Here is a 25,575-nt window from a genome sequence, read left to right on the forward strand (position 1 = left end):
GTGAGCCGCCAGTCGCGGCTTGGGTCAAGATAGTGAGGGCAGGGCCGGGAACAGTGTTCCCGGCCCTGCCGCGTTCTGTTGCCTTTCAGCCGATGACAAGTTCAGTCACCCGCCACACCTGTTTGCTCCGCTCCAGCCGGACGGCTACTGCGCGTGCGCGCACGTCGTCCACCACCACCGCACTGGCTTCGTAGACACCATCGCGGACTTCGCAGACGCGGACGGAGCGGACCGTGGAGTTGCGGTGGAGCCGGGCGAGCGCCGGATTGCCGGTCCGGGTGATTTCCCTCCTGATCAACGCGGCTCGGTGCTGCAGTGCGGCAAGGCAGCGGGGGTCTAGTCGTCGTGCGAGCTGATGGATCGGCCTGATGCCGGCGAGGACTTCCATTGCCGCCTGGACTGTGCCGCGGGTGATCGCGCGGACGTCCGCCATGGGGTCCACCGGGCGCAGAGGTGCCGGACCTCCGTCGCGGAAAGGCACCACGGGCGCAGTTGTAGACTGCGCGTGAGGTTGCTGGTCGGGCTCGGCTGCTCCGGGAGCAGTCCTGTCCCGAACGGCGTGTAGCGGTGTTGCTGCAGTCATTGGTCTTCCCCTTACTTTGTTGGCGACTGGTCCGGGCTGGGCTATTTCTGTCCAGCCAGCGGTGGCTGAAGAATCTGCCCTGGGAGCAGCACATCGGGATCCTGTCCGATGACTTTTCGGTTGGCCTCGTACCAGCGGGGCCAGTGAAGTGCGATGTCCAGGTCGGATACGCCGGGTCCCAAATGACGGGCCGCTATGTCCCACAGGGTGTCTCCGGCGTGGACGGTGACATCCTCGTCCTGCTGACCGTGTTTCCCTTCAACGGCACGGTGGTACGGAGCCGCGAGCATTCCCGGGTCTGGGACAGGCGTGGCAGGCTGCCAGCCGGGGTGGAAGGTTGACGGGGGAGTTGCTTCCGGCGCTCCGGCCAGTTCCGGTACAGAGGCGTGTTCCGGTGCCGTGGACGGCTCCCGTTCAGTAGCGCTTTCCGGTACGGTGGCCAGTTCCGGTGCGGCGGTCAGCGGCTCACCGCTGGCCCGCGGGGTATGGCCCTGAGTAGGGGCTGCGCCGGGTGTACCCGATTCCCCTCTTGTGGCTCCTTCGGTGGCAGGGACGGCAGGAGCCGAGGAGGATTGTCTTTGCGTCGGAGCCCATTCAGGCCCCGGCCCGGTAACTGCGGCATGGGCTGCCGGTCCCGCCAGAAGATGGACGGACAGTGCGCCCAGTACCAGTCTCTGCATGAACGCGGGTGAAAGTCTTCGGGTGGCTGCCGCTGCATTTGGACGGCCCTTCCGCTCCAGAATGGCCGTGACGGCAGCACATGCGAGTGACAGGATCCACCACGCCACAATGCCTGCGCCGGCAGCAGCTGCGCCCAACCCGAGGAGTTCCTCGACACCCGTTTCCTGTTTCCGGGCGGAAGCGTCCCCCAGTTGGCCAAGGAGGCCTGACCCGATGAAGCAAAGAAGAAGGCCCAGGAGCAGCACCCCCAGCGCTGTCAGGAGGTCACCGGGCTGTCCGGCAGCCCCAGCCTTGGCGCTATTTACTTCATTTGATGCAGTTTGATGCAGTTTGGTTCGCATAAACTCATTTTGGAGTCGATGGTTAAGATTTGTCCATACGCTGGAGAGAAGTTTCTTTGGGTTGACCGGTCTCCCGCTGGGTCCTACGCTGACGCAATGCGCTGGGATTCCCTTTTCAACGACATGGAAAGCCAATTTGCCGAGTCAGAGCGGTTGGCGCTTGACGCCGAAATCAATGAACGCACCAGGGCTGAGATGGTGGCTATGGAGCTTGCGGATCGGTTGCGGGGAGTGCTTGGCTGCCGGCTCGCCGCGCATCTCGACTGTGGGGAAGTGGTCCGGGGCGCACTGAGCCATGCAGGCGCGGATGCCCTTGTAATGGACGAGGAGCAGCACCAGGTTCTTATTCCGTACGCATCGGTGATGTGGTACGAAGGGCTGGGCCGGATAGCTGTGGCAGAGCCGTCACAGGTGCGCAGGGGTATTGGACTTGCCCACGCACTGCGCGGTCTCGCAAGGGACCGCGCGGAACTGTCCGTGACATTAAGGGGGCAGGGTTCTGGACCTGTCAGGCTCACGGGAGTGATCGACAGGGTGGGGAAGGACCGCCTGGACCTGGCCGTCTACAGTCCCGGGGAGTCGCGACGCAGCAGTCAGGTCAACCAGGTATCGGTCATCCCCTTGGCATCCCTGGCTGCCATCAGGTCCCGGCGGTCCGGCGAACTCTAATGGCCTCGTCCACTGGGCCAGTGAATGATCCACGCGGGTGTCAGACGGACTTCGACTTCGACTCCTGGATCATCCGGCTTGCCTCGGCGTAGCGCTCCTCGATGTACTGCTCCAGCATCTTCTCTTCCACTCGCCACTGACCCCGTCCGCCAACCTGGATTGCTTTCAGTTCACCGCTGCGGACCAGCGCGTACGCGGCCGGAGAATTGATCTGGAGCTGCTCGGCAACATCTGCGAGCGTAAGGAACCTGGGCATGCTTCCATTTTGCCATCGAATGGCCGCAGGTGCTGTTGTTATCCACAGATTGGCCTTGTTTGCAGTTATGACTTTTGTTCCGGCGTCCCGGCGGTAACAATGAGGGTGAAACGGCGAGCAGGGCCGGCTTACAGGGGGAGAAGACGAGATGGTGCCTGAAGTATCTGCCACAGCGGCACGGCTGAAGCGGCCGTCCTGGAAGGATCCCCGGCTGCTGGCGGGGATCCTCCTGGTCCTGGTTTCCGTGGCCGGTGTCGTCTTCCTCACCGGCAGCGCGGACCGGACAACCGAAGTTTTCGCGGCACGTGACGGTATCGCAGTAGGGGAGCGCCTGACCCGGGACAACGTGGTGCGTGCCAAAGTGCGCCTGGGAGACACCGAGAGCCAGTACATCACGGCAGAGTCGGGGCTCCCGGAGGGCGTCGTGGCGGTTCAGCGCATTGGAAAGAACCAGCTGGTTCCCCGCGCCAGCCTTGGCGCGGTGGACGAACTCGACCGGAAGCCGGTGGCGCTTTCCATCGATGAAGCGCTCCCGGCGCAGGCAGTAGCCGGAGCCAGGGTGGATGTCTGGGTTGCCCAGGCGGACGCCCGAAACGGCTTCAGCGAGCCGAAGCTCCTCCTGTCCGGTGCTGAGATCGCCGAGGTAACAGCCGGCTCCACGGCATTGGGATCATCGAGGAAAACCGTCCTCATGGTGCTGGTGGAGGACAGTCACATGCCTGCGCTGCTGGGAGCCCAAGCAAACGGGGCAAAGATCTCGGTGGTCTGGAACCCGGGCGGCGGCGCCAAATGAGCATACCGGTGGTCACCGTTGGCCAGAGCCGGGAAGATCTGGTCGGTGGGCTGGAACGGTTGCACGGTCCTGTCACTGTGGTCCGGAGATGTACGGAACTTCCCGAGCTTCTTGCTGCATGCCAAAGCGGGCTGGCGCGGGCGGCGGTCGTAGCGGAGGGGTCCGAGGGGCTGACGTCCTCGCTGGTGGACCGGCTTTCAGCTGTTGGGGTGGCCATTGTTGCCTTGACGGACAACGCCGATGAAGCGGCCAGGCTGCGGGCGATAGGGGTAGATTCCGCGCTGACCGGCGTGGAGTCCGCTGCACTGTCGGACCGGATTGCCGAGGCCGTGTCCCAGCTGTCGGGATCGGGACTGCGCGCTGCCCCCAGGAGCAGCCCGGCTGATCCCGGCGATGCTCTGAAGCCGGTCCCGGTGGAGCCGTCTCCAGGCCCGGAGGAACCTGGGCAGGGGAGGATCATTGCCGTCTGGGGTCCGGCTGGAGCGCCCGGCCGGACCACCCTGGCTGCGAACATCGCAGGCGAACTGGCGGTGGATGGAAAAGGAGTGATCCTTGTCGACGCTGACAGCTACGGCGCCAGCATTGCAGCCGTGCTCGGGCTCCTCGATGAGTCCGCTGGCCTGGCGCAGGCGTGCCGCCTCGCAGACCAGGGCCTGTTGGACCGGGAGGCACTGGGAAAAATTGCAGCTCCAGTGGTAACAAAGTCAGGTACTTTCAGAGTGCTCACGGGCATCACGCGTGCAGACCGCTGGACGGAGCTTCGCGCCTCAGCCCTCGCGCTCGTCCTCGACCGCGCGCGGGAGTTAGCTGACGTGGTGGTGGTGGATGCCGGGTTTTGCCTTGAAGCGGATGAGGAGCTCAGCTTCGACACGATGGCGCCTCGCCGGAATGCGGCAACGCTACGGTCCCTTGAACTGGCCGATACGGTTTACGCGGTCGGCGCCGCCGATCCTGTCGGGGTCCCACGGCTGGTGCGCGGTCTCACCGAGCTGGAAGAGGCTGTTCCCGGCGTTTCGCCCATTGTCGTCATGAACCGGGTGCGTGCTTCGTCCGTCGGCAGGGGGCCGGAACGCCAGTTGAGGGACGCGTGGGAACGATACGGCCCGGCATCCGAACTGAAAGGGTTCCTGCCCCATGACCCTGCCGCGGCAGACGCTGCCCTCCTGGGAGGCTCACTGCTGCTTGAAGCCGCCCCCGATTCCCCGCTCCGCCATGCCATCCGCGAACTCGTTTGTGCACCCGCCCAACAAAAGCGAAAATCCTCTGTCTTTTCTTCCACAGCAAGGCGCCGGGCGAAGGACTAGGCTCGCCATAAGGGCTGCAATGGTGCAGCAAATATTTCGTGATGGAGGCGTTTGTCGATGTCGTCTGGATCCAGCGTGGAGGATCAGCCCCTTTCCATTGAAGGCGATGAGGGTTTCATTGGGGACTACTACCAGCACCTAGCCGAAGAGGACGCCCGGGCCTACCCGCGGGACGTGCTGGTGGCGCGGGCGGACCACCACCGGGACGTTGCCTCGGTCCGGCAAAAGGGCCAGGCGAAAATTGCCATCATGGACGAGGAAGACAGCAGCGTCGTCTTCGTTGTTACCGATGACATGCCGTTCCTGGTCGATTCCGTGAATGCCGAGCTTGTCCGGCAGCATGCCGCCATCAAGCTGGTACTCCACCCATTGTTCGTGGCGACGCGTAACCGGGAGAGCGGCGAGCTCGCCAAGGTCAACAGGGTCCCTGCGCACCTCGGGATATCCAGCGGCGACACGGCTGCCATGCCCAACCTTTCGCACCTGATTGCCCAGGGCGGGAATGCCTCCCACATGGAGTCCTGGATCGCCGTCGAGATTAACCGTGTCTCACAGGAGGCAAAGGCAGCCCTCCTCGAGGGACTCGAACGTGTCCTCAAGGATGTGCGCGCCGCCGTCGAGGACTGGCCAAAGATGCGCCAGAGGGCCGTCCAGATCGCCGAAAGCCTGGACCAGATCGCAAATCCTGCACAGATCGCGGAGCTCCGGCAGGCGAAGGACCTGCTGCGCTGGCTCGACGATGGGAACTTCACGTTCCTTGGCTACCGGGAGTATGACCTGGTGAACGTCGACGGCGAAGACGTCCTGGAGCTGCGCGACAATAGCGGCCTGGGGCTGCTTCGGGATTCCGAAGACTCGCCCCACATCCAGCACCTCACGGATACTGGCCGGAAAAAAGCGCGGGAAAAGCGTGCACTGGTCATCACTAAGGCAAACTCCAGGTCAACCGTGCATCGTTCGGCCTACCTGGACTACATCGGGGTCAAGAGCTTCGACGCCGAGGGCAACGTCAATGGGGAGCGCCGCTTCATTGGGCTCTTTGCCACCAGCGCCTACACCGGCTCCGTCCGGGCCATTCCCATCGTGCGTGAAAAGGTCGATGCGGTGCTCCAGAGCGCCGGCTTCCCGCCGGACTCCCACTCCGGGAAGGACCTGCTGGGGATCCTGGAAACGTACCCCCGGGATGAGTTGTTCCAGATCGAGATCCAGGATTTGGCCGCAACGGCCCTCGGGATCCAGAAGCTGCAGGAGCGCCGCCGCACCAGGCTCTTCCTCAGGCCGGACATCTACGGCAGGTTCATGTCCGCCGTGGTCTACCTTCCCAGGGACAGGTACACCACCAACGTCAGGCTCCGCATCGAGCAGGAACTCCGCGAAACGTTCCAGGCTGTTTCCATCGACTACGAGGCCCGCATGACGGAGTCGGCCCTCGCGCGGCTGTTCTTCCGCATCCGGCTGCCCAAGAATGCCGACTTCAGTGGCGTAAATACCGTGGAACTCGAGAAGCGCCTTGTCCGTGCCGCCCGTTCGTGGAGCGAAGGCATCGCAGAGGTGCTGCGCGAGAGCCGGGACGTTGCCGACGCGAAGGAGCTTGCCGCCATCTGGTCCGAGGCATTCCCGGCCAGCTACCGCGTGGATTACGAAGTGGAGGACGCCCTCGAAGACATTGCGCGCTTCGAGAAGTACGGCGCCGCCGCGGAACGGGCCGAAGGTGCTGTCCAGGAGCGGCCCGGCGTCCACGTCTACCTTCCGGAAGGGGCGGGTGCAACGCTGGAGGAGGACGCACGCGTCAAGCTCTACATGCTGGAACCCAAGAGCCTCAGCCAGATCCTCCCGTACTTCCACAACCTTGGCCTGGAAGTCCTGGACGAGCGGCCCTTCGAAATTGAAACCGCGGACAGCCGCGACTTCTTCCTGTATGACCTGGGCCTGAAGTACCCGGCCAAGGTGGATCCGCTCTCAACCGGGCAACTGCTGGCCGATTCCTTCGGCGCTGCCGTTACGGGCGCATCCGAGTCGGACAGCTTCGACCGGCTGGTCCTGAGGGAGGGGCTGCACTGGCGGCAGGTCACCGTGCTGCGGGCCTACGCGCGGTACATGCGCCAGATGGGCAACACCAACTCATTTGGGTTCATGGCAGACACCCTTTTGGCTAACCCACGGGTGACCAAGGGGCTTAACGCCCTGTTCGCGGCGCGCTTCGACCCGTCCCTAAGCGACGACGAGCGGGCCGAGGCCCAAGCCTCCGTCCGCAAGGATCTGGACGTGTCCATCGAGAAGGTGGCAACGCTCGACGCCGACAGGGTCCTGCGAACGTTCGTGAACCTGATCGAGGCTACGCTGCGGACGAATTACTACCAGGACAGGACGCACCTGAGCTTCAAACTCGATCCATCACAGATCGAGGGCCTGCCGTTCCCGCGCCCGATGTTCGAGATCTGGGTCTACTCGCCGCGCGTCGAGGGTGTCCACCTCCGCTTTGGCAAGGTGGCCCGCGGCGGGCTGCGCTGGTCCGACCGCCGCGAGGATTTCCGCACCGAGATCCTCGGGCTGGTGAAGGCCCAGACGGTAAAGAATGCGGTCATCGTGCCCACTGGGGCCAAAGGCGGGTTCTTCGCCAAGCAACTGCCGGACCCCACTGCAGACCGTGCCGCGTGGATGGCGGAAGGAATCGAAAGCTACAAAACCTTTATCAGGGGCCTGCTGGACATCACCGACAACCTGGTCACCGAGGGTGACAGCGAAAAGCTTGTGCCGCCGTCGGACGTTGTCAGGCATGACGACGCCGATTCCTACCTCGTGGTGGCTGCCGACAAGGGCACTGCGACCTTCTCGGACATTGCCAACGGCCTGTCTGCGGAGTACGGATTCTGGCTTGGGGACGCGTTCGCGTCCGGCGGCTCCGTGGGGTACGACCACAAAGCTATGGGCATCACCGCCCGAGGCGCCTGGGAGTCGGTGAAGCGGCACTTCAGCGAGCTCGACCTTGATACGCAGACCCAGCCGTTCACCGTGGTCGGCGTGGGTGACATGTCCGGCGACGTGTTCGGTAACGGCATGCTGCTCTCCCGCCACATCCGCCTCCTCGCCGCCTTCGACCACCGGCACATCTTCCTCGACCCCAACCCCGACGAGGAAGCCTCGTTCGTGGAACGGCAGCGTTTGTTTGAGCTGCCCAGGTCCTCGTGGGATGACTACGACAAATCGCTGATCAGTGAGGGCGGCGGCGTTTTTGCCCGACAGGCCAAGTCCATTCCGGTATCGACCGAGGTTCGTGCCGCGCTGGGCCTGCCGGCCGATACAACCGAACTCAGCCCGCCGGAACTCCTCCGCGCGATCCTCCTGGCCCCCGCGGACCTGCTCTACAACGGCGGCATCGGTACATACGTCAAGGCGAGCACCGAAACAAACGCGATGGTCGGGGACAAGGCCAACGATGCGATCCGCGTCGACGGCCGGGACCTGCGCGTCAAGGTGGTGGGCGAAGGCGGAAACCTCGGCATGACGCAGCGCGGGCGCATTGAAGCGGCGCTGCAGGGCGTCATCCTCAACACGGACGCCATCGATAACTCCGCCGGCGTGGACTGCTCCGACCATGAAGTGAACATCAAGATTTTCGTGGACCGGATGGTGGCGGCCGGAAAGCTGTCGCCCGAGGAACGTGCAGGCTTCCTGGCGTCGATGACGGACGAAGTGGGCCGGCTGGTGCTCGAAGACAACATCGACCAGAACATCCTGCTGCTGAATGACCGGACCAGGGTGGCCGAGTGGAGCCCCAGCTATGAACGGCTGATGGACTGGCTGGAGAAGAAGGCCGACCTGAAGAGGGACCTTGAGGCGCTTCCCACCACGGAGACCCTGCACGAGAGGCTGCAGCAGGGGCAGGGACTGACATCACCGGAACTTTCGGTGCTGGCCGCTTACGCGAAGATCGAGCTGGCGACGGCGCTGCGGGAAAGCGACCTGGCCGATGACCCCTGGTTCAGGCAGACGCTGCGCGCCTATTTCCCCGCGCAGCTGCGCGAACGCTTCGACGCCGAACTGGACACCCATCCGCTCCGCCGCGAAATCATTGCCACGGTGGTTGCCAACGACATCATCAACCTCGGCGGCATTACGTTCGCCTTCCGGGTGATGGAGGAAACGTCCGCCAGCGAAGTGGCCGTGGCCAAGGCGTTTGTTGCGCTGAGGGAGGTCTACGATCTGGACACCATGGTGGGGGAACTGAACAACCTCCCGGCGTCCTTCCCCACGGAGCACTGGAGCACTGTCCACTTGGACATCCGGCGGCTGCTGGACCGGGCCGTCCGCTGGCTCCTGGGACAGGGAACGCTGTCGCGGCCCATCGCAGACGTGGTCTCGGAGTTCAAACCGGTGATGGAACCGATGCGCGCGCGCCTGCTGGAGTACCTGCGCGGCGATGACCGGAAACGGGTTGCCAGCTGGCTGGAGAACGCAGGCGAGTGGGAGCTGCCGGAAGGTCTGGCCTTGCGCTGGGCAGAGCTTTTCGAAAGCTTCGTGCTGCTGGACATCGCCAAGATTGCCCGCGTGCGCAAGGACCCGGTGGAAGAGATCGCCGCCGTCTACTACACCGTCTTCAACCGGTTCCATGCAGATTCACTGCTGGAACGGATCAGCAGCCTCCCCCGGCAGGACAGGTGGCAGGCGCTGGCCAGGGCAGCCTTGCGGGATGACCTGTACTCCACCATCTCGGACATGACGACGGCGGTGCTGGACGCCACTGCCGCCGCTGACTCGCCGGAGGCGCGGCTGAAGGACTGGGAGGCCCGGAATGCAGAGCAGCTCACCAGGGCGAAGAGCATGTTTGACGAGGTGAATTCGCTCGAGGCGGACGATATGGCGTCACTGTCGGTAGCATTGAGGCTCTTGAGGTCAATCGTCCGACGCTAGCAAGTCCGGCGTCGAAAATGGAGGTGCAGTGGCAATCTTTACGGACCCTATCAGGGAACACGCTGATTTTGGGCCGGGCGATGCCGAGTGGCTGCACCTCCTGGTGGGGGACTGGCAGATGGTTGCGGACCTTGCTTTCGCGGACCTTGCCCTGTGGTTTCCCCACCCTGAGCTTGGCTACGTGGCGCTCGCCCACGTGCGGCCCTCCACCACGCACACCGTGTTCCACGGGGACTTCGTGGGGGAGGGCATCCGCTCGGACCTGCAGCCCCTTGTGGACAAGGCCTGGAACAGCCGTTCCATCGAGCGCTCCAGTGAAACCAACTGGAGCAGCGATATGGCCCTCCGCGTGGAGGCCGTTCCCATGGTCCGCAACGGGCGCACCCTGGCGGTGGTCACCACCCACATGGACCTCTCCAGCTCGCGGATGCCTTCGCGCCTTGAACTGACCTACCGGCAGTGTGCATACGACCTCCTCCGGATGGGCACGCTGGGGCTGTGGCCGGACTTCGCCTCGCCCACAGGTTCCCGCCGCGGCGCACCCCGGGTTGGGGACGGACTTATCCGGCTGGATGCGGAGGGAATCGTGCAGTACGCGAGCCCCAACGGAGTCTCTGCGTTCAGGCGGCTCGGTGACGGGGAGTCCTTGGAGGGCCGCTCACTGGCCGAGGTGACCGCCAGCCTGCTGAAGGACCGCCGCATGGTTGATGAGACGTTGCCCTTGGTGGTTACCGGGCGGATGCCTTGGCGCAGCGAAATTGAATCCCGTGGCGTGAGCCTGTCACTGCGCGCCATTCCGCTGCGGGACGAGCAGCAACGGTTCGGTGCACTGGTCCTGTGCCGTGATGTGTCGGAGCTTCGCCGGCGTGAAATGGAGCTGGTGACCAAAGACGCCACAATCCGCGAGATCCACCACCGGGTCAAGAACAACCTGCAGACTGTCGCGGCGCTGCTGCGCATGCAGTCCCGCCGCATGGTCAGCGACGAAGCAAAGCAAGGGCTGGAGCAGGCCATGCGCCGGGTGGCCACCATTGCGCTCGTCCACGAGACACTGTCCCAGGGGCTCACGCAGAGCGTTGATTTCGACGAGCTGATCGGGCGCCAGTTCCGGCTGTCGGCCGAAGTCGCCTCACCCTCGCAGCAGGTCCGGACGGAACGATCCGGCACTTTCGGAGAGCTGCCGAGCGATCTTGCCACCCCGCTGGCCCTGGTCATCAACGAACTGGTGACCAACGCTGTGGAGCACGGGCTCGAGGGCAGGGCCGGGACTGTCTGGCTCATCGCTGACCGCTCCGAGGGGGATGACGGTGAGGAACTCACCGTCACCATTGCCGACGACGGCGTGGGACTTCCGGATACGCCTCACGTTGAGGGGCTGGGGCTTCAAATCGTACGGACCTTGGTGACCAGCGAGCTCGGCGGGACTATCCAGTGGCGGCCGCGCGAAGGCGGCGGCACCGCAGTGGAGATCCGGATCAGCCTGGCTGGCAAATAGGTTCAGGCCCAGGAAGCTCTGGCTGGCCCCGACGTTCACGTTGGTTCGCCGAACAACAACAGCCCCGGCAACAACCATTGAGGTTGCGGCCGGGGCTGTTGTTTTGTGGGTGAGGTGTTCCTAGGAGGCGCGGCGGGCGCGGGCAGCGCGGCGCTTCAGCGCCCGGCGCTCGTCTTCGCTCATACCGCCCCAGACGCCTGCGTCCTGGCCCGACTCCAAAGCCCACTGCAGGCACGTGTCCACGACGGGGCAGCGGCGGCAGACGCTTTTTGCTTCTTCGATCTGCAGAAGGGCTGGCCCAGTGTTCCCGACGGGGAAGAAGAGTTCGGGGTCCTTTTCAAGGCACGCTGCGCGGTTACGCCAATCCATGCTGATCAGTTGCTCCATTTCTGGGAAGAGCCCTTGTGAAATTATTCACTAGTGGCTACAAAGGAAAAGGGCCCGGCAGGGCCCCCTTGGTCATCTGGATCAAGCCTGTCATGTTAACGGCGTGTAAACAAGAGGTAATAACGCTTGATATCCGCGGAAAGCTGAGCGATGCGTCACACTGGCGGTGATGGCCCCAACCACTGTCCGACTATGTCCGGTAGGGTGCCAGTGTGTCAAGACCCCCAATAAACCCAGCGAACCCGCCTTCCTCTTCCGAAGAATCCGGCCAGGGGCCGCAGAGGCCTGATGGGGGTGCCCAGGGTCCCCGGCCGCCGGCGGTGATTGTCGTGACTTTGGTGGTTGCCGTGGAAGCCACGGCCCTTCTGCTCGCTGCTTGCTGGTACGGGTACCAGCTGGCCATCGGAAGCCCGGTCCTGTCCTTCTGGGGAGCGGTTTTCACGTTGGGGTTACTGCTGGCTTTTTCGGCGTGGCTGTACGCGGTGGGCGTCTATCTTTACCGGGGCTACCGCTGGACCCGTGCCGCTGCCCTTGTCGCGCAGCTGTTCGTTCTGACCATCGGGTTGCCAACCCTTAGCGGTGGCCTCGTGCTCGTCGGCCTCGCAATGCTGCTTCCTGCGGTCGCCGCGATCGTGCTCCTTTTCCACAGCACAGTGATCAGCTACGCTTCCCGCACCGGGCGATCCACCCCGGCGCTGTGACCGGCTGCCACGTCGTGTCACTACGTGCCTGTCCAGGCCACCTGAACCGCCGAGGACTTGCCTCGGGCAATCAGCACACCCCTGCCTGCGGGCGGATTGGGTTCTATCTCGAAGCGGATTCCGTAGAGGTCTCCCTCCGACGTTGACCGCGGGGACAGCAGGAGTCCAGTCCCGGCGGCGCGCGCGTCCATGGCCAGCGGGACGCGCTGGATCAGCAAAGGACTGTAGTTGGCCGTGAAGATTACTGCATGGCCCAACGCGTGCAAGTCAGAGATGTCCCGCTGGGGCCCCGCAGCCAGGAGGTCGATGTCGTCCACCAACAGCACTGCTTTTCCAGGCAGTCTTCCCTCCCTCGCCTTTTTCAAGGTTTCCTTCCATAACTCGGCGGGGTCACTCATCCGGCCTGGGTGAATCCAGCGGTCCGCATCGGGATTCAGCGTCTGCAGGGTCTGCAGGAAGTTCGTTTTCCCGGACCCTTGTCCCCCCAGGACGGCGAAGGTGCCCCCGGACGGGACGTGCACAAAGACGGGGTCAAGTTCGTCGCCACCGACGCCGAAAAGCACGTTCCACGTCGTTGAAGGACAGCTCTCCCGGCGCTGTGGGACCCGAACCACGCCGGGAGCCGATAAGCCTTCCGGAATATTCGTCCCGGCCTCCCCGGCCTCCCCGGCATCCCCGGCGTCGGCTGTCCCGGTCCCCGCTTCATGCGTGACTGCATTCCTGGACGAAGACTGTCCCGGGTCCGCTTCCAGTCCCGGATCCTCCATTCGTTCCACTGCCGCCCTGACCTCCGCGGCTGTTACCAGGGCGGGCAGCGGTTCAATGCGGAACGGCCGCTTCCCGGATTGCTGCGTCGCCTTCCATCCGGCGCCGTCGGGCCCGGAAACGTCAGGAGCGGGTTCGTAAAGTTGGCACACAGACGCGGTGCCGCAGGCGATGGAACCAAAAGCTACTCCCCGGCCCTTGACCGCGGCAGTGGACGGCATCCTTGGCCAGGCTGTCCTGCTCTCCTCATTTGAACCGGTGGGGAAATAGATGCGGTTGGGCAGGGACCCGCAGAACCTGGCGGTGACGAGTTCCCGCTCCCCGGAAATGATGACCGTGATACCCGCCCTGGCGCCGTCGCGGACAAGATCCTGCACCAGTTCCTCGGCCCAGGCCAACGGGCCGGCCCGAAAAGCCGAGACCCAGGAACCCCATCCGGAGATGGCGAGAAGCAGCGGAACGCCCCCGTGGTCAGTCCGGCTCAGTCGGGCAGCCATTTCCCGGCCCAGCCGTTCCAGGACGCGGACGCCGCGCCGCAGCTCATGCAGCCCGGTGTGGGCTCCGGTCCGAGGGTGCACTGCCAGCCCGTTGAAGACCGCGGAAGCGTCCAGGAAGTAGCAGTGTGTTTCGTCGGCATGTTCTGCCACGTCGTGGACTGCCAGCTCGAGGGCTTCGCATGCTCCTGACGCCGGACTTCCTATCAAGGCAAGATGGCCGTCTTTTGACGGGTTCCAGACCAGCGATCTGATTTCCTGCTGGTGGGGCACATCGAGCAGGCCCAAAGCACCGGCCTTCCCTCGTGTCCCGCCAAGTTCCGGGAGCGCCCCGGCCGGACCTGTTTCGGGCCGGGCGGCCTTGAGCGGCAGCGGAGGGGCTACCGGAAGCCGGGGTGCAGATCCTGCCTGCGACGCCCAAAGATCCCGAACCATCGCAACGAGAGGGGCTGCTGCCTCTGCTGGGGTCCGGCCCGGGGCGTCTGTTCCGGCAGGGTTGTCTTGGTCGCGGGCCGAGAGGAAATCGGTGGTGAGCTGAACCTTGACTTCATTTACGCCACTGTCCGGGGTGGGTATCCCGGTGGACGCAGATTGAAACTCCAGAGGCGGTTCCGTGCCGCGGGCAATGAAGGCGCGGCCCGGCGTGCTGAGGCTTATTCCGGCAGCGGCCTTTGTGGTGAGGATGTCGTGGGACTCCACGTCGGATTGGACGCGGAGCGCGATGCTGGAGGTGACGTTTGCCCGGATATCGGCGGTCAGTGCTCCCTGGGGCCGCTGGGTGGCCATGACCAGGTGCAGGCCAAGCGAGCGGCCGATGGAGGCGATGCGCATCAGTTCGCGGAGCGCTTCGGGTGCGTCGTCCACGAGCATGCGGAACTCGTCGATGACGATGACCAAGTGGGGAAGTGGAAGGTCCCGGGATGCTGGTGTTTCCCGGTAGGAGGCAAGGTCCGGAACCTGTGCCGCGGCGAGGGCTTGCTCACGGAGCCTGATTTCAGCCTTGAGCGAGGTAAGCGTCCGTTCGAGCTCATGGGCCGACAAGTCGGTCAGGACGCCGACGCAGTGGACCAGTCCGGCCAGAGGGCCGAGACCTGCACCGCCTTTGAAATCCACAAAGAGGAAATTGATCCGGTCGGGCGGATGGGTGAGCGCCAGTGCCAGCACCAGAGTGCGGAGCAGCTCCGATTTGCCTGAGCCCGTTGTCCCTGCAACCAGCAGGTGCGGACCGTCGGTTTGCAGGTCCAGGACCAGGGGGCCCGCTGCCTGCATGCCCAGGGGGACTGCCAGGGTTCCTGCGCGGGCAGTCGAGTTCCAGCGGGCAGCAGTGTGGGCGGGGGAAGGCGGCAGCAGGTCGTCAAGGCTGCAGGCGGGGGGAACTGAGTTCTCCACGCGGTTGAGCAGTCCTGGAAAAGCTGCCAGTTGTCTGCAGTAGCTGCTGAACACGTCATCAGGTGCCAGGTCCGGGACGAACGTAACCTCCCTGCCCGGTTCCCGCAGGCGTGATTGCCCCTCGGTCAGTTTTATGTCGGAGACGCCGGGTGGGCAGTCAGCCGCAGAAAACTCAAGCACTTGCCAGTTCTGCTGAGCCGCCGTTTCGCGCAGCCCTGCCGCATCCTTGCCCAGGGAGGCCGTGAGCAGGAGGATGCCATGGTCAAAGTCACGAGTAAAACCGTCGGTGATCGCGCGCAGGCACGCCTGCCGGGACACGGCGAAAGTCACACTATGGAGAAAACGGGCAGGCAGGGGAAGGCTTACTGGACGGCCGCAGATCACCATGCGTGTCCTGCAGCCTCCTGGATACCCGGCCAGTTGCATGACGAGTGATCGCAGCATTCCGTCCAGCATGGTGCGCGATCCCCGCAAGGTGGTGGGGCTATGCGCCGGGTTCAACATCACGGGCACTTCCCCGACAGACGGAATGGCGTGCTGAGCGCTCCCTGATTCAATCTTCAGGTTGGCCGTTTGGGGAGCCAGTCCCAGCCGCAGCCACACCCTGGCCTCCGCGCGTGCTGTAGAAGGCGCAACCTGGGCGTGGGTCGCAGCAAGCACCAGCAGCGCCAGTGACGGACCGGCGCGGTTCCGCCGCTTCTGGTCATCCTTGACCGCGGCGCTGATCCTTTTCGTGAATTCCCGCCGCTGGCGGCGCCCGGAGGTCAGCGGGATAAGCACGGATACCGCCGAAACCGCAGCGAAAGCAAGGAACATCCACATGCCTGTGAGGACTGCGAGTCCGATGCCGACGGCCAGGGGGAGCACGGCAGTAAGCAAAAGGATGCCACGGTTGCCGGACTCTGGACGCCCCGCAACGGTGAGGGGATCCTGGACTGAAGTGCCGGCGTCGGCAAGTGCTTTGTCCGGGGCATCCAGAAAGACCAGGGACATCATCGAACTGCCGCAGCGGATGGAGGAAACCGTCGAGATCAGTGCATGGCGGACCCGTTCGCCGTCGATGTACGTGCCGTTGGCACTGCCCAGATCGACGATCATGATGTCCTTTTCGGTGACTACCAGGCGGGCATGTTCCCGGGAAAGTTCAGGGTCCGGGATCACTATGCCCGTATTGCTTCTGCCGATGGTGTACGTGCCGCGCTGCAGGGGGATCAGGGTGCCGGCTCCGGCGCCGCTGTGAACAGCCAAAGCGATGGGGGCGGCGGGATCGGAGTCGGGCCGCCGCCGGGATCTCCGGCCAGCGGGCTGGCTTCCGCCGTCAACCAGCACGGCGCCCGGGACCAGGGGCGCCGTTCCGAGGCTCAGGGAGCACAGGTCCTCCCCGCCAACAAAGACAGCTCCCGTGCCGAACGTCCTGACGAGCTCAGCGTGGATTGCCTCACCGGACGTGCCGGGAGGAGCCGTGACAGTGAGTTCCAGGGGTAGTCCGGCCTGCGGCGACTGCGGGCCTCGGACCAGGGTGCAGTGAAGCGTCATGGGTGCAGATCCTTTGGTGCCTTTGCACTCACGCTAGCCAGAGGCGCTGAATGCGCGCCGCTCCGTTATGTCCTATGTGGATAAGCTCCCCGGGTGCGCTGGCAGACATGTTGTGGACCGCCCCAGTGCTCAGCCGGGACCCCCAGCACTGCCCAGTGAGACGAGGGGTGACAGCAGCCCGATTCGACGGGCGCCACAATCACTCGGGTAGGCTAGAGCAGCAGACAATGCGCACCATTGCGCTGCCCGCATTCAAACCAGGAGATTTTGTGACCGCTGACCTCGTCATTGTAGGGTCCGGCTTTTTTGGCCTGACAATCGCAGAACAGGCCGCTACCGAGCTCGGCCTGAAGGTCGTCGTCATCGACCGCCGCCACCACATCGGCGGCAATGCATACAGCGAGAAGGAAGAGCAGACCGGCATCGAGGTGCACCGGTACGGTGCGCACTTGTTCCACACGTCCAACGAGCGCGTGTGGGAGTACGTCAACCGGTTCACCACCTTTACGAACTACGTCCACAAGGTGTACGGCGTGCACAAGGGCGAGGTCTACTCCCTGCCAATCAACCTGGCCACCATTAATCAGTTCTTCCGCGCCAACCTCACCCCCGGCCAGGCGAGGGAGCTCATTCAGGAACAAGCCGGCGAACTTGCTGGAACTGATCCCCAGAACCTCAACGACAAGGGAATCCAGCTCATCGGGCGGCCTTTGTATGAAGCGTTCATCAAGCATTACACCGGCAAGCAGTGGCAGACGGATCCCAAGGACCTGCCCGCCGGCATCATCTCCCGGCTGCCTGTGCGTTACAACTACGACAACCGGTACTTTAACGACAAGTACGAGGGCCTCCCCACGAACGGCTACACGGCCTGGATCGAAAAGATGGCAGAACACCCGAACATCGACGTGCGGCTGAATACCGATTTCTTCGACGAGTCGCACGAGTACAGCAAGAACAAGGTTGTCGGCAACATCCCCGTCGTGTACACCGGGCCGGTTGACCGCTACTTCGACTACGCCGAGGGCGACCTCTCGTGGCGCACCATTGACTTCGAGGAGGAAGTCCTCGATATCGAGGACTTCCAGGGCACGTCAGTGGTGAATTACAACGACGACGACGTCCCCTACACCCGGGTTATCGAGCCCCGCCACTTCCACCCGGAGCGCGACTACCAGACGGAAAAGACCGTCATCATGCGTGAGTTCTCACGCTTCGCCGAAAAGGGCGACGAGCCGTACTACCCAGTCAACACCTCCGCCGACAGGGAGCGCCTACTCAAGTACCGCGACCTCGCTGCCGCAGAGAAAGACGTCCTGTTTGGCGGCCGGCTTGGCACCTACAAGTACCTGGACATGCACATGGCCATCGGATCGGCGCTAAGCATGTTCGACAACAAGATCCGGCCGCATTATGAAAGCGGCGCAGAGCTCGAAAGCGGAGGCGTGGACGCATGAGTGTCTCAACCAAAAGCCCAAAGAACACGACGGCTGCTGCGGACAGGGTTGCCTCTGAACGATGGGACACACTGCAGCGGGTGATACTCCCGAGTGCAAGCCAGATGGACACGGTCCCCCTCTACATGGATATGGGGACTGCCACCGGCATTCAACTGCCCACCGTGGGTGACCGGGACGGTAAGCCTGCGAGTGCCCGGACTATTAGCAGCCCGACAAAGGAAGCCCACGTTGAGGACTTCCTTTCCCGGCATTCGACGTCCGTGCGTGCAGGCGAGCGGGTATCGTTTGGCAGCTACTTCAATGCATTCCCCGCCAGCTACTGGCGGCGCTGGACGACCGTGGACAAGATTCGACTCCAGGTCCGGACTCAAGGCACGGGTTCAGTCATCGTGTATAAGTCCAATGCCCGGGGCTCTCTGCAGCGCGTGGACACGCGCCGTGTCGAGGGGATTGCAGACAACCACTTCGAGCTTTCCCTCGCGCCCTTCGGTGACGGCGGCTGGTACTGGTTTGACCTTCTCGCCGGCACGGAGCCGCTCATTATGCTCGACGCCGAGTGGCAGGGGCCCGCTGCGGAGAGCAAACCAGGATCTGTCACTCTTCAGATCACCACTCTTAACAAGACTGACTTTTGCCTCAACAATCTCCGCCTGCTTGCCGAGGCCGAGGAAGCGCTCGAGCATGTTCAAGAGATCCTCATCGTCGATCAAGGCACCCAGAAGCTTTCCGAGGCAGAAGGCTTCGACGACGTCAAAAAGTCGCTGAACGGGAAACTGCGCATTATCAACCAGACCAACCTCGGCGGGTCCGGCGGGTTCGCCCGGGGCATGTTTGAAGCGGTGGAAAACGGCAGCGACTACGTCCTGCTCATGGACGATGACGTCGTCGTCGAACCTGAAAGCATCATTCGACTCCTGACCTTCGCCGATCGCTGCAAGACGCCCACCCTCGTGGGCGGCCACATGTTTGACCTGTACAACCGAACTGTGCTGCACACCTTCGGCGAGATTGTGAACCCGTATAGGTTCCAGCCGTCCCTGCCCAGCGAGGACATGATTCTGGGTCACGACTTCATGTCCTCGAATTTGCGTCAAACGTCCTGGCTGCACCGCCGCTGCGATGTAGATTACAACGGCTGGTGGATGTGCCTGATCCCCACCCAGGTGATCCGGGAGATAGGACTTTCGCTTCCGCTGTTCATCAAATGGGACGACTCTGAATACGGCCTGCGGGCCAAGGCCCACGGTTATCCGACTGTTTCGCTTCCCGGCTCCGCCGTATGGCATGTTTCCTGGATTGACAAGGACGACCTTGTCGGATGGCAGGCGTACTTCCACGCCAGGAACCGGGTGGTGGCGGCTCTCCTGCACAGCCCCTACGAATTTGGCGGCCGTGTGATCAAGGAATCCCAGTACGCCGACGTAAAGCATCTGGTGTCGATGCAATACGCAACAGCAGAGGGACGTCAATGGGCGCTGGAAGACGTCCTTAAGGGCCCGTCGGCGCTGCCGGACCTGCTTGACACAAAACTGCCCAAGATCCGCGAGATGATGTCAGGACACTCGGACTCTGTCTTCCGTCCGGATCCGGAGGACTTTCCCTCGCCAAAGATGGACAAGCCGCCCCGCCGCGGTCATGGACCTTCGCAGCCGTCAAAGATCACGTTGTTGCCGTGGGCAGCCAAGACCGTTGTCCGGCAGTTGGCAAGCCCTGTCAAAGGCAGCACTGCCGAACGGCCCCAAACCACGGTTGCCCACCAGGACAACCGTTGGTGGCGCATGGCACAGTACGACAGTGCCGTCGTCTCGAACGCCGAAGGAACCGGTGCGTCCTGGTACCGGCGCGATCCACAGCAGCTCCGGAAAATGTTGGCGGAAAGCGCTCGGGTTCACGCTACCCTCCTCAAGGAGTGGCCCGCACTCAGCAAGAAATACAAGGCTGCCCTGCACGACCTCACCTCCATTGAGTCCTGGAGGAAGACGTTCGAGCAGCACACCCAGAACGAGATCAAGTGAGCGCAATTTCTCCAAGCGAACTGACCACGCCTGGGCTGGGGAGCGGTCTGCGCGACATAAAGCAGTCGAGCTTCCTTCTTAAGCTGTTGGTGCGCAAGGAACTCAAGGTCCGCTACCGCGGCTCCGTTCTCGGGCTGTTGTGGTCGTACGTCAAGCCTGGAGTGCAATTCGTCGTTTTCTACGTGGCCCTGGGCGTTTTTCTAGGGCTGGAGCGCAGCCCAAGAAATCCCGACGGGCTGGCCAACTACGCCGTTTACCTTTTCTCCGGCATAGTTCTGATCAATTTCTTCTCTGAAGCTCTGGGTAACGCTGCCCGGTCGATCGTCAACAACGGGAACCTGATCAAGAAGATCTACCTGCCGCGGGAACTCTTTCCTGTGGCTTCCGTATGGGTGTCGGCAGTCCACTTTTTCCCGCAGTTGGTGGTGCTCGTAGCCGGCTGCGTCATCGCCGGATGGAAACCCAACTTCGTTCAGTTGCTTGCTGCTGTGGCCGGATTTCTCATCGTAGGGCTGCTCGCTACGGGCTTGGGGCTGCTCTTCGGAGCCGCCAACGTCTACTTCCGCGACTCTGAAAACCTCGTGGACATGTTGTTGATGGTGGCTACCTGGGCCTCGCCCGTTATGTACGCCTGGACCATGGTGCACGAGAAGTTGGGCCCAGGATGGTTCGCCGTTTACCAAGCCAATCCGATCACCATCGGGGTCGAATTGTTCCACTACGCCTTCTGGTTCCCCACGACGGACGGCACGGCTGCGATGCCCCCTGATCTCTTTAGCCTGTGGCTGCCAGTTGGCCTCGCGGTCGCACTGGCAGTAGTTACGTTGGGCCAATTCACCTTTCGGCGCCTCGAGGGCCGTTTCGCGCAGGAGCTGTAAGTGGTCAACGCAATCGAAGTCACGGATATCAGCAAGCAATTCGTGCTGCGCCACACCCGCTCCATTAAGGAAGCAGTGGTGTGGCTGGTGAAAGGCCGCAAGGGCGACCTTTCGGAGAAGTTCCATGCCCTGAAGAACGTCACTGTCGAGATCAAGACCGGTGAAACTGTGGCACTCCTGGGGTTGAATGGATCCGGGAAGTCTACATTGCTGAAACACATCTCGGGTGTCATGCTGCCGGATACGGGATCGGTGAGGACGAGGGGGAGAGTAGCCGGCCTCATTGAGGTCGGGGCAGGCTTCCACCCGGACCTCTCCGGCCGGGACAATGTCTTCCTGAACGGGGCCATTCTGGGAATGACCGAACAGCAGGTCAAGGACCGGTTCGATGACATTGTCGAGTTCTCGGAAATTGGTCAGTTCATCGATACTGAGGTGAAGTTCTACTCCTCGGGGATGTACCTTCGGCTGGCGTTCTCGGTAGCTGTCCACACCGATCCTGAAGTATTCCTGATTGACGAAATCCTTGCTGTCGGCGACGAGCCGTTCCAACGGAAGTGCATAGACAAGATTCAGGAACTGGCCCGCGACGGGAAGACCCTCGTCGTGGTAAGCCACGACCTCGATCTTGTGTCCCGGATTTGTGAGCGTGGAATTCTGTTGGAGCACGGCAACGTCAAGTTTGATGGTTCCATTCATGAAGCAGTTGCTCTTCTGCGGTCCTGATCCCGGCCGCAGGAGCAAAGAACCTCAGTCCATGGGTGCGAACGCGCTGTAGCCCTGCAGCATTACCTTGGTTCTGTGCGCCCTGGGTCCCTCAAGCGCGTGCTTATTGCGCAAAGATGGCCCAGTGGCTTGTGACTGTTACTCGTGGCCCCGACTTGCAACGTTGGATTCATCAGTGAATGGATTGGCGGAGGCCCGGTCTTGATGGAGTCGAGAGTGGAGTTGTCCGCACGTATCCAAAGGGATGCCCGGGTTGAAGCCTGTCCGGTTCGTGCGCTATATTCCGGCACGGGGTTCACAAGAGGACGGTGAGGCAGGCCCAGGAACCGGCCGCAAGACGTCGGCGTCAGTCGCAGGCGGTAACCTCAAACAACTTGGCCTCGCCATGCCGGGCCAGAAGCTCGAACCCCGGTGTCGCATCGGGAATCTGCAGCCCTTGGAAACCGTGGTTTCCCCCATGGACCTCCCGGGTCCCGAAGTCCAGTACGTAGCGAACGTTGTTGACGCGCGCAGCAGGGCAGACGGCCGGGTCGTTTGCTGCTTCCCGAAATTTGTCGTTCAACAGTTCGGTGGCCTTTGTATACGTTGTGAGTGTGTGCTTGGATGTTGTGTTGCGGTCGGCCATGGCAAACGCCATCGCACCTCCGGTCCAGGGATTGACCGCGATAGTGGCTTCCGGCGGTACATGCTGATCGAGTTCTTCGATCAGAGCCATTTCATCGGAACTGACCAAGGGGGAGTCAGGCGATGTTGAGTAATTCGCTTGTGCGGACCGGACCGGCGTAAGCATTGGTGGTGCCTGGAGGATTCCCAGCACAGCCAAGAAGGCAAGGGGTCCAACAGTGTACATAGCAACCGGTGCTCGCAGTGTGGAAGTGAAGGCAGTCTGTTGGGAAATCGATGTGACGCGGTTCTGCAGTGATTGAATGGCCCACGCCGCACCGATAGCTCCCAGGGCCACCCCGGCCACCGGGAGCAGTGCGGCTAGGCGGTAGCTGTCGTTGTACCAGACCCCGGTCAGAGTGTCGCGAAGCGTCCCTGCAGGGCCAGCGGAAACCATGACAAAGAGTGCCGCAATGACCGCGAAGGAAGCGGAGAGCCATGCAGAGGAAGGACGCTTCAATACATAAATTAGGCCTGCGATGACGAGGACGCTGACAAGCCAAGCCGGGGGCCGCTGCATGGCGGAATTAGTCAGTATCTCCCCGACTGCCTGTCCGGGAGTCTGTACGGGCAGCCACGTTGCAGCCGCGGCCGGTGGACGAACGTACATCCAAAGGACAGCAATAATGGCGAGAATTATCAGCAGTCCCGCGCCCGCGAGGACCGTTACGCCTGCTGGCCTACCCGCCCTACGCTGCCTTATCGCGAAGGTTGTGAAGGCAGCGAGAAGGATTGGAACAGACATGGCTGCCAAAGACATCACACCGTTAGGGTGAGCGACGGCAACGCCGAGGGCTGAAAGTGGGGCCAGTGAGTACCTTGCAAGCGGGCCAACGTTCGCAAAGATACTTGTTCCGAAAAACACGTTTACGCAGGCCAGTGCTCCCGGAAGCATGCTTACAGACAGGAAGTTCGGGTACAAGACCCCAAAGTCCAGCAACAGGATGGGAAAGGATCCAAAGCCGGCTGCCAGAACGCCTGCCGCGCCGATGGCATAGGCGTTTGAGCCCATTATCGACCTCACCAGGAGCATGCAGCCCAGGGTCCAGACGGTTGTAGCGACACAAAGGTTGAGTACGTTGACCGCGACTGGCAAGGGAAGGCCCGTCACTTGTATAAGAAGCGATGCCAAGCCATGCCAAGCAGCGGGATAAAAGTATGGAGGATTGTCGCCGTTCGTCATCCCCGTAATCGTCATCGAAGAGGCGTTTCCAGTCTCCAGGACGTAACGGATGGCATTCAGGTGGAAGACATTGTCGAAGGTCTGGGAGATGTTCTCAGGCCGGCCAAACGCCGCGCGCAACTGCAGCCCTATCGAGACAGCGCCGAGAGCAAAGCCCACTGTTGCGAGAATCAGCATCCGTCTGGAAGTTCCGATGGCGGTCCGCCATGGCTGGTGCGGCTGCCGTAGTTTCGGAATTCTTCGGGCTGCAAGGAAAACTGCGGCAAGCGACAGTGATGCAACTGCTACTGGCAGGACCGACCAGTCCACTCCGAAATATGGTGTCAATATGGCGGTGACGGCCACAATACTTACTGTCAGAAGGGGAGCAACAGCAATAAAGGCAGGGTTGCGAAGGCCGAGAGCCAGGATGAGTAGCGTGCCAGGCAGAAACAGCAGGGCTAAGCATACGGCGGCCATGGGAATGACAGAAAACCAACTCATGAAGACTCCACGGAAAGACGGCAGGTAGACGGCAGGTGCGGCTCACGCCGCGGACCTTAGTCCTCCAGAAGGCCCAAGAGGTAGCTTCCGTAACCGCTCTTGACAAGCGGTTCTGCCCGGGAGCGGAGTTCGTCGTCGGTCAGGAAGCCCTGGCGCCAAGCAATCTCTTCTGGAGCCCCGATCTTAAGACCTTGACGGTTCTCGACAGTGCGGATGAAATTCGATGCGTCGCTGAGGTCGTTGAATGTTCCGGTGTCCAACCACGCGGTTCCGCGTGGGAGGATCTCAACCTGAAGCTTGCCTCGTTCAAGGTAAATCCTGTTGACGTCCGTAATTTCGAGCTCCCCGCGCGGGGAAGGTTTGAGACTTTTGGCTATGTCCACAACGTTGTTGTCGTAGAAGTACAGCCCGGGCACCGCGTAGTGGCTCTTTGGCTTCTCCGGCTTTTCTTCGAGCGAGAGGGCCCTGCCGTCATCAGCAAATTCAACGACTCCGTAGGCCTTGGGATCTTTTACCCAGTAGCCAAACACGGCGCCGCCGTCTATGTCCGCATGGCGTCGGAGCTGCGTGCCCATCCCTTGGCCATAGAAAATATTGTCCCCTAGGACGAGGGCGACAGTTTCGTCCCCGATGTGTTCCGCACCCAAAATGAAAGCCTGGGCAAGGCCATCGGGGGAGGGCTGCTGCACGTAGGTCAGATTGATGCCGAACTGCGACCCGTCTCCCAGGAGACGCTGAAACTGGTCTGCGTCATGGGGGGTGGTAATGATGAGAATATCCCTGATACCCGCGAGGATGAGTGTGGACAGCGGGTAGTAGATCATTGGCTTGTCATACACCGGGACGAGCTGCTTGCTGATGCCAAGGGTGATCGGGTGCAGCCGCGATCCAGTTCCGCCGGCCAGAATAATTCCACGCATGGCTTCAATCATTCACCACTCTGCATCCAGTGCCAAAACGGCAGTTGCACGAGGCCTACTGTTCTGGTCGTGGACCGCTGCGTCCCAGGAGGCCGTCACGAAGACCAAGCCGGGCGTAGGAGAGCCGTTCACGTCTACCGGGTGCCAGAACGCTCACCAGTAAAAGGTGCCGTAAGTCCAGCACCAGCCCTCTCATGCTCCAGTATGGTTCCTGAAGCGCGAACCTCCTGGCCAGCAGGACGCGGTTACGGACGATGAAGTAGTAGCGCCAAGGCGCTGCTGTTCTCACCATCAGAGGTTTGCGGCCCCGCCTCAGATGCCAACTGCCGATTCTGGCCGGAACCATGGCTCCCAGTGAATGAACCAGTTCGGGTCCGGGGGCAATGATGCAAAGTAGCTTGTTGGCCTTTGCCCGCAAGTAGAACTCACTGTCGACGCCATCTATAAACAGCTTCTCGTTAAATTGGCCCACTTTGTCCAGGGAAGCAACGGGTATCAGTAGTCCTGATTGGACTGGCTCATCACCGATGACCACGCCTTTATGTGTTGTTAGTGGCCGGCTTGGCAATCCGCTGACCTTGCCGGGCGAAACCATTCCAACAGAAAGTCCAGCAGCGGCAGCAGCGGCAGCAGCGTGTTCAAGAGCATGAACGAAGCCCGGCGGTACGAGTGAATCCTGATCCATGGTCAGTACGAATTCAAGAGCGGCATTACGCAAGCGGGCCACTTCAACGCCCTTGTTGAGTGCCGCGGCGATGCCCATGTTGCTCTCGAGGCGCAGAACGACACAGCCAAGCGCGCCCAGCTGAGCGTAGACAGCTTCGTCAGGGGAGGTACTTCCATCATCTACGACTACCACCTCGGAGCACTGTTCAAGGAGCGCGAGACAGTTTCGAATGAGGTTGGGCCGAGGATTGAAGGTGCTCACGACGGCAGCCGTCA

Annotated in this window: 18 protein-coding genes; 10 read left to right on the forward strand and 8 right to left on the reverse strand. The window is 62.4% G+C overall.

The features are described from left to right. Window positions 1–85: 85 nt before the first annotated feature. On the reverse strand, window positions 86–583 hold the full coding sequence (locus IEX33_RS03735) for an Rv3235 family protein (protein ID WP_188727747.1): 498 nt from the start codon (window positions 581–583) through the stop codon (window positions 86–88). Between the two features lie 41 nt (window positions 584–624). Next, window positions 625–1,605 (reverse strand): LysM peptidoglycan-binding domain-containing protein, encoded by a 981-nt coding sequence (locus IEX33_RS03740; protein WP_188727749.1) that lies wholly within the window; start codon window positions 1,603–1,605, stop codon window positions 625–627. Window positions 1,606–1,701: 96 nt separating this feature from the next. On the opposite strand from IEX33_RS03740, the gene IEX33_RS03745 reads away from it, so the two are divergent. Continuing rightward, complete coding sequence (locus tag IEX33_RS03745) at window positions 1,702–2,274, forward strand: hypothetical protein (protein ID WP_188727751.1); 573 nt, start codon at window positions 1,702–1,704, stop codon at window positions 2,272–2,274. 40 nt (window positions 2,275–2,314) lie between these two features. Here the strand turns inward: IEX33_RS03745 and IEX33_RS03750 are convergent, their stop codons facing one another. Beyond that, window positions 2,315–2,530, reverse strand: a complete 216-nt coding sequence (locus tag IEX33_RS03750) for a helix-turn-helix domain-containing protein (RefSeq protein WP_045729765.1) — start codon at window positions 2,528–2,530, stop codon at window positions 2,315–2,317. Between the two features lie 148 nt (window positions 2,531–2,678). Here IEX33_RS03750 and IEX33_RS03755 point away from each other — a divergent pair, with 148 nt between their 5' ends. The 4 genes from IEX33_RS03755 to IEX33_RS03770 are packed head-to-tail and all read left to right on the forward strand — an operon-like array spanning window position 2,679 to window position 11,033. After that, complete coding sequence (locus IEX33_RS03755) at window positions 2,679–3,323, forward strand: hypothetical protein (protein ID WP_188727753.1); 645 nt, start codon at window positions 2,679–2,681, stop codon at window positions 3,321–3,323. Next, on the forward strand, window positions 3,320–4,627 hold the full coding sequence (locus IEX33_RS03760; RefSeq protein ID WP_188727755.1) for an AAA family ATPase: 1,308 nt from the start codon (window positions 3,320–3,322) through the stop codon (window positions 4,625–4,627). The genes IEX33_RS03755 and IEX33_RS03760 overlap by 4 nt, the downstream gene beginning before the upstream one ends. 57 nt (window positions 4,628–4,684) lie before the next feature. Continuing rightward, window positions 4,685–9,538, forward strand: coding sequence for an NAD-glutamate dehydrogenase (locus tag IEX33_RS03765; protein WP_188727757.1), 4,854 nt, complete (start codon window positions 4,685–4,687; stop codon window positions 9,536–9,538). A 28-nt stretch (window positions 9,539–9,566) separates the two neighbouring features. Next, complete coding sequence (locus tag IEX33_RS03770) at window positions 9,567–11,033, forward strand: sensor histidine kinase (RefSeq protein ID WP_104184989.1); 1,467 nt, start codon at window positions 9,567–9,569, stop codon at window positions 11,031–11,033. A 120-nt stretch (window positions 11,034–11,153) separates the two neighbouring features. Here IEX33_RS03770 and IEX33_RS03775 read toward each other — a convergent pair whose 3' ends face one another. Then, on the reverse strand, window positions 11,154–11,402 hold the full coding sequence (locus IEX33_RS03775; RefSeq protein ID WP_015937605.1) for a WhiB family transcriptional regulator: 249 nt from the start codon (window positions 11,400–11,402) through the stop codon (window positions 11,154–11,156). A gap of 347 nt (window positions 11,403–11,749) precedes the next feature. Here IEX33_RS03775 and IEX33_RS03780 point away from each other — a divergent pair, with 347 nt between their 5' ends. Then, entirely contained in the window at window positions 11,750–12,121 is a 372-nt protein-coding gene (locus IEX33_RS03780; RefSeq protein WP_229675212.1) for a hypothetical protein, read from the forward strand. A 20-nt stretch (window positions 12,122–12,141) separates the two neighbouring features. Here the strand turns inward: IEX33_RS03780 and IEX33_RS03785 are convergent, their stop codons facing one another. Next, complete coding sequence (locus IEX33_RS03785; RefSeq protein WP_188727760.1) at window positions 12,142–16,305, reverse strand: FtsK/SpoIIIE domain-containing protein; 4,164 nt, start codon at window positions 16,303–16,305, stop codon at window positions 12,142–12,144. A 269-nt stretch (window positions 16,306–16,574) separates the two neighbouring features. Between IEX33_RS03785 and glf the strand changes: the two genes are divergently transcribed. From glf to IEX33_RS03805, 4 genes are read left to right on the forward strand one after another with little or no spacing between them, the layout of a single operon-like run. After that, window positions 16,575–17,762 carry a UDP-galactopyranose mutase gene (gene glf / locus IEX33_RS03790; protein ID WP_188727763.1) on the forward strand — a complete coding sequence of 396 codons (1,188 nt, stop codon included), beginning with the start codon at window positions 16,575–16,577 and terminating at the stop codon, window positions 17,760–17,762. Continuing rightward, the gene (locus IEX33_RS03795) at window positions 17,759–19,780 is read left to right on the forward strand and encodes a glycosyltransferase (protein WP_188727765.1); all 2,022 of its coding nucleotides are present in this window, start codon (window positions 17,759–17,761) and stop codon (window positions 19,778–19,780) included. Before glf ends, IEX33_RS03795 begins: the two co-directional genes overlap by 4 nt. Beyond that, window positions 19,777–20,658: an ABC transporter permease gene (locus IEX33_RS03800; RefSeq protein ID WP_188727767.1), complete on the forward strand. Its 882-nt coding sequence runs from the start codon at window positions 19,777–19,779 to the stop codon at window positions 20,656–20,658. Before IEX33_RS03795 ends, IEX33_RS03800 begins: the two co-directional genes overlap by 4 nt. Next, window positions 20,659–21,384, forward strand: coding sequence for an ABC transporter ATP-binding protein (locus IEX33_RS03805; RefSeq protein WP_188727770.1), 726 nt, complete (start codon window positions 20,659–20,661; stop codon window positions 21,382–21,384). 346 nt (window positions 21,385–21,730) lie between these two features. Here IEX33_RS03805 and IEX33_RS03810 read toward each other — a convergent pair whose 3' ends face one another. The 3 genes from IEX33_RS03810 to IEX33_RS03820 are packed head-to-tail and all read right to left on the reverse strand — an operon-like array spanning window position 21,731 to window position 25,561. Beyond that, the gene (locus tag IEX33_RS03810; protein ID WP_188727772.1) at window positions 21,731–23,713 is read right to left on the reverse strand and encodes a DUF6541 family protein; all 1,983 of its coding nucleotides are present in this window, start codon (window positions 23,711–23,713) and stop codon (window positions 21,731–21,733) included. A gap of 56 nt (window positions 23,714–23,769) precedes the next feature. Then, window positions 23,770–24,633: a glucose-1-phosphate thymidylyltransferase RfbA gene (rfbA, locus tag IEX33_RS03815; RefSeq protein WP_188728212.1), complete on the reverse strand. Its 864-nt coding sequence runs from the start codon at window positions 24,631–24,633 to the stop codon at window positions 23,770–23,772. A gap of 55 nt (window positions 24,634–24,688) precedes the next feature. Then, window positions 24,689–25,561, reverse strand: coding sequence for a glycosyltransferase (locus IEX33_RS03820; protein ID WP_229675213.1), 873 nt, complete (start codon window positions 25,559–25,561; stop codon window positions 24,689–24,691). Window positions 25,562–25,575: the final 14 nt, after the last annotated feature.

The organism is Pseudarthrobacter scleromae (genome assembly GCF_014644515.1).
GTDB classification, from domain to species: domain Bacteria; phylum Actinomycetota; class Actinomycetes; order Actinomycetales; family Micrococcaceae; genus Arthrobacter; species Arthrobacter scleromae.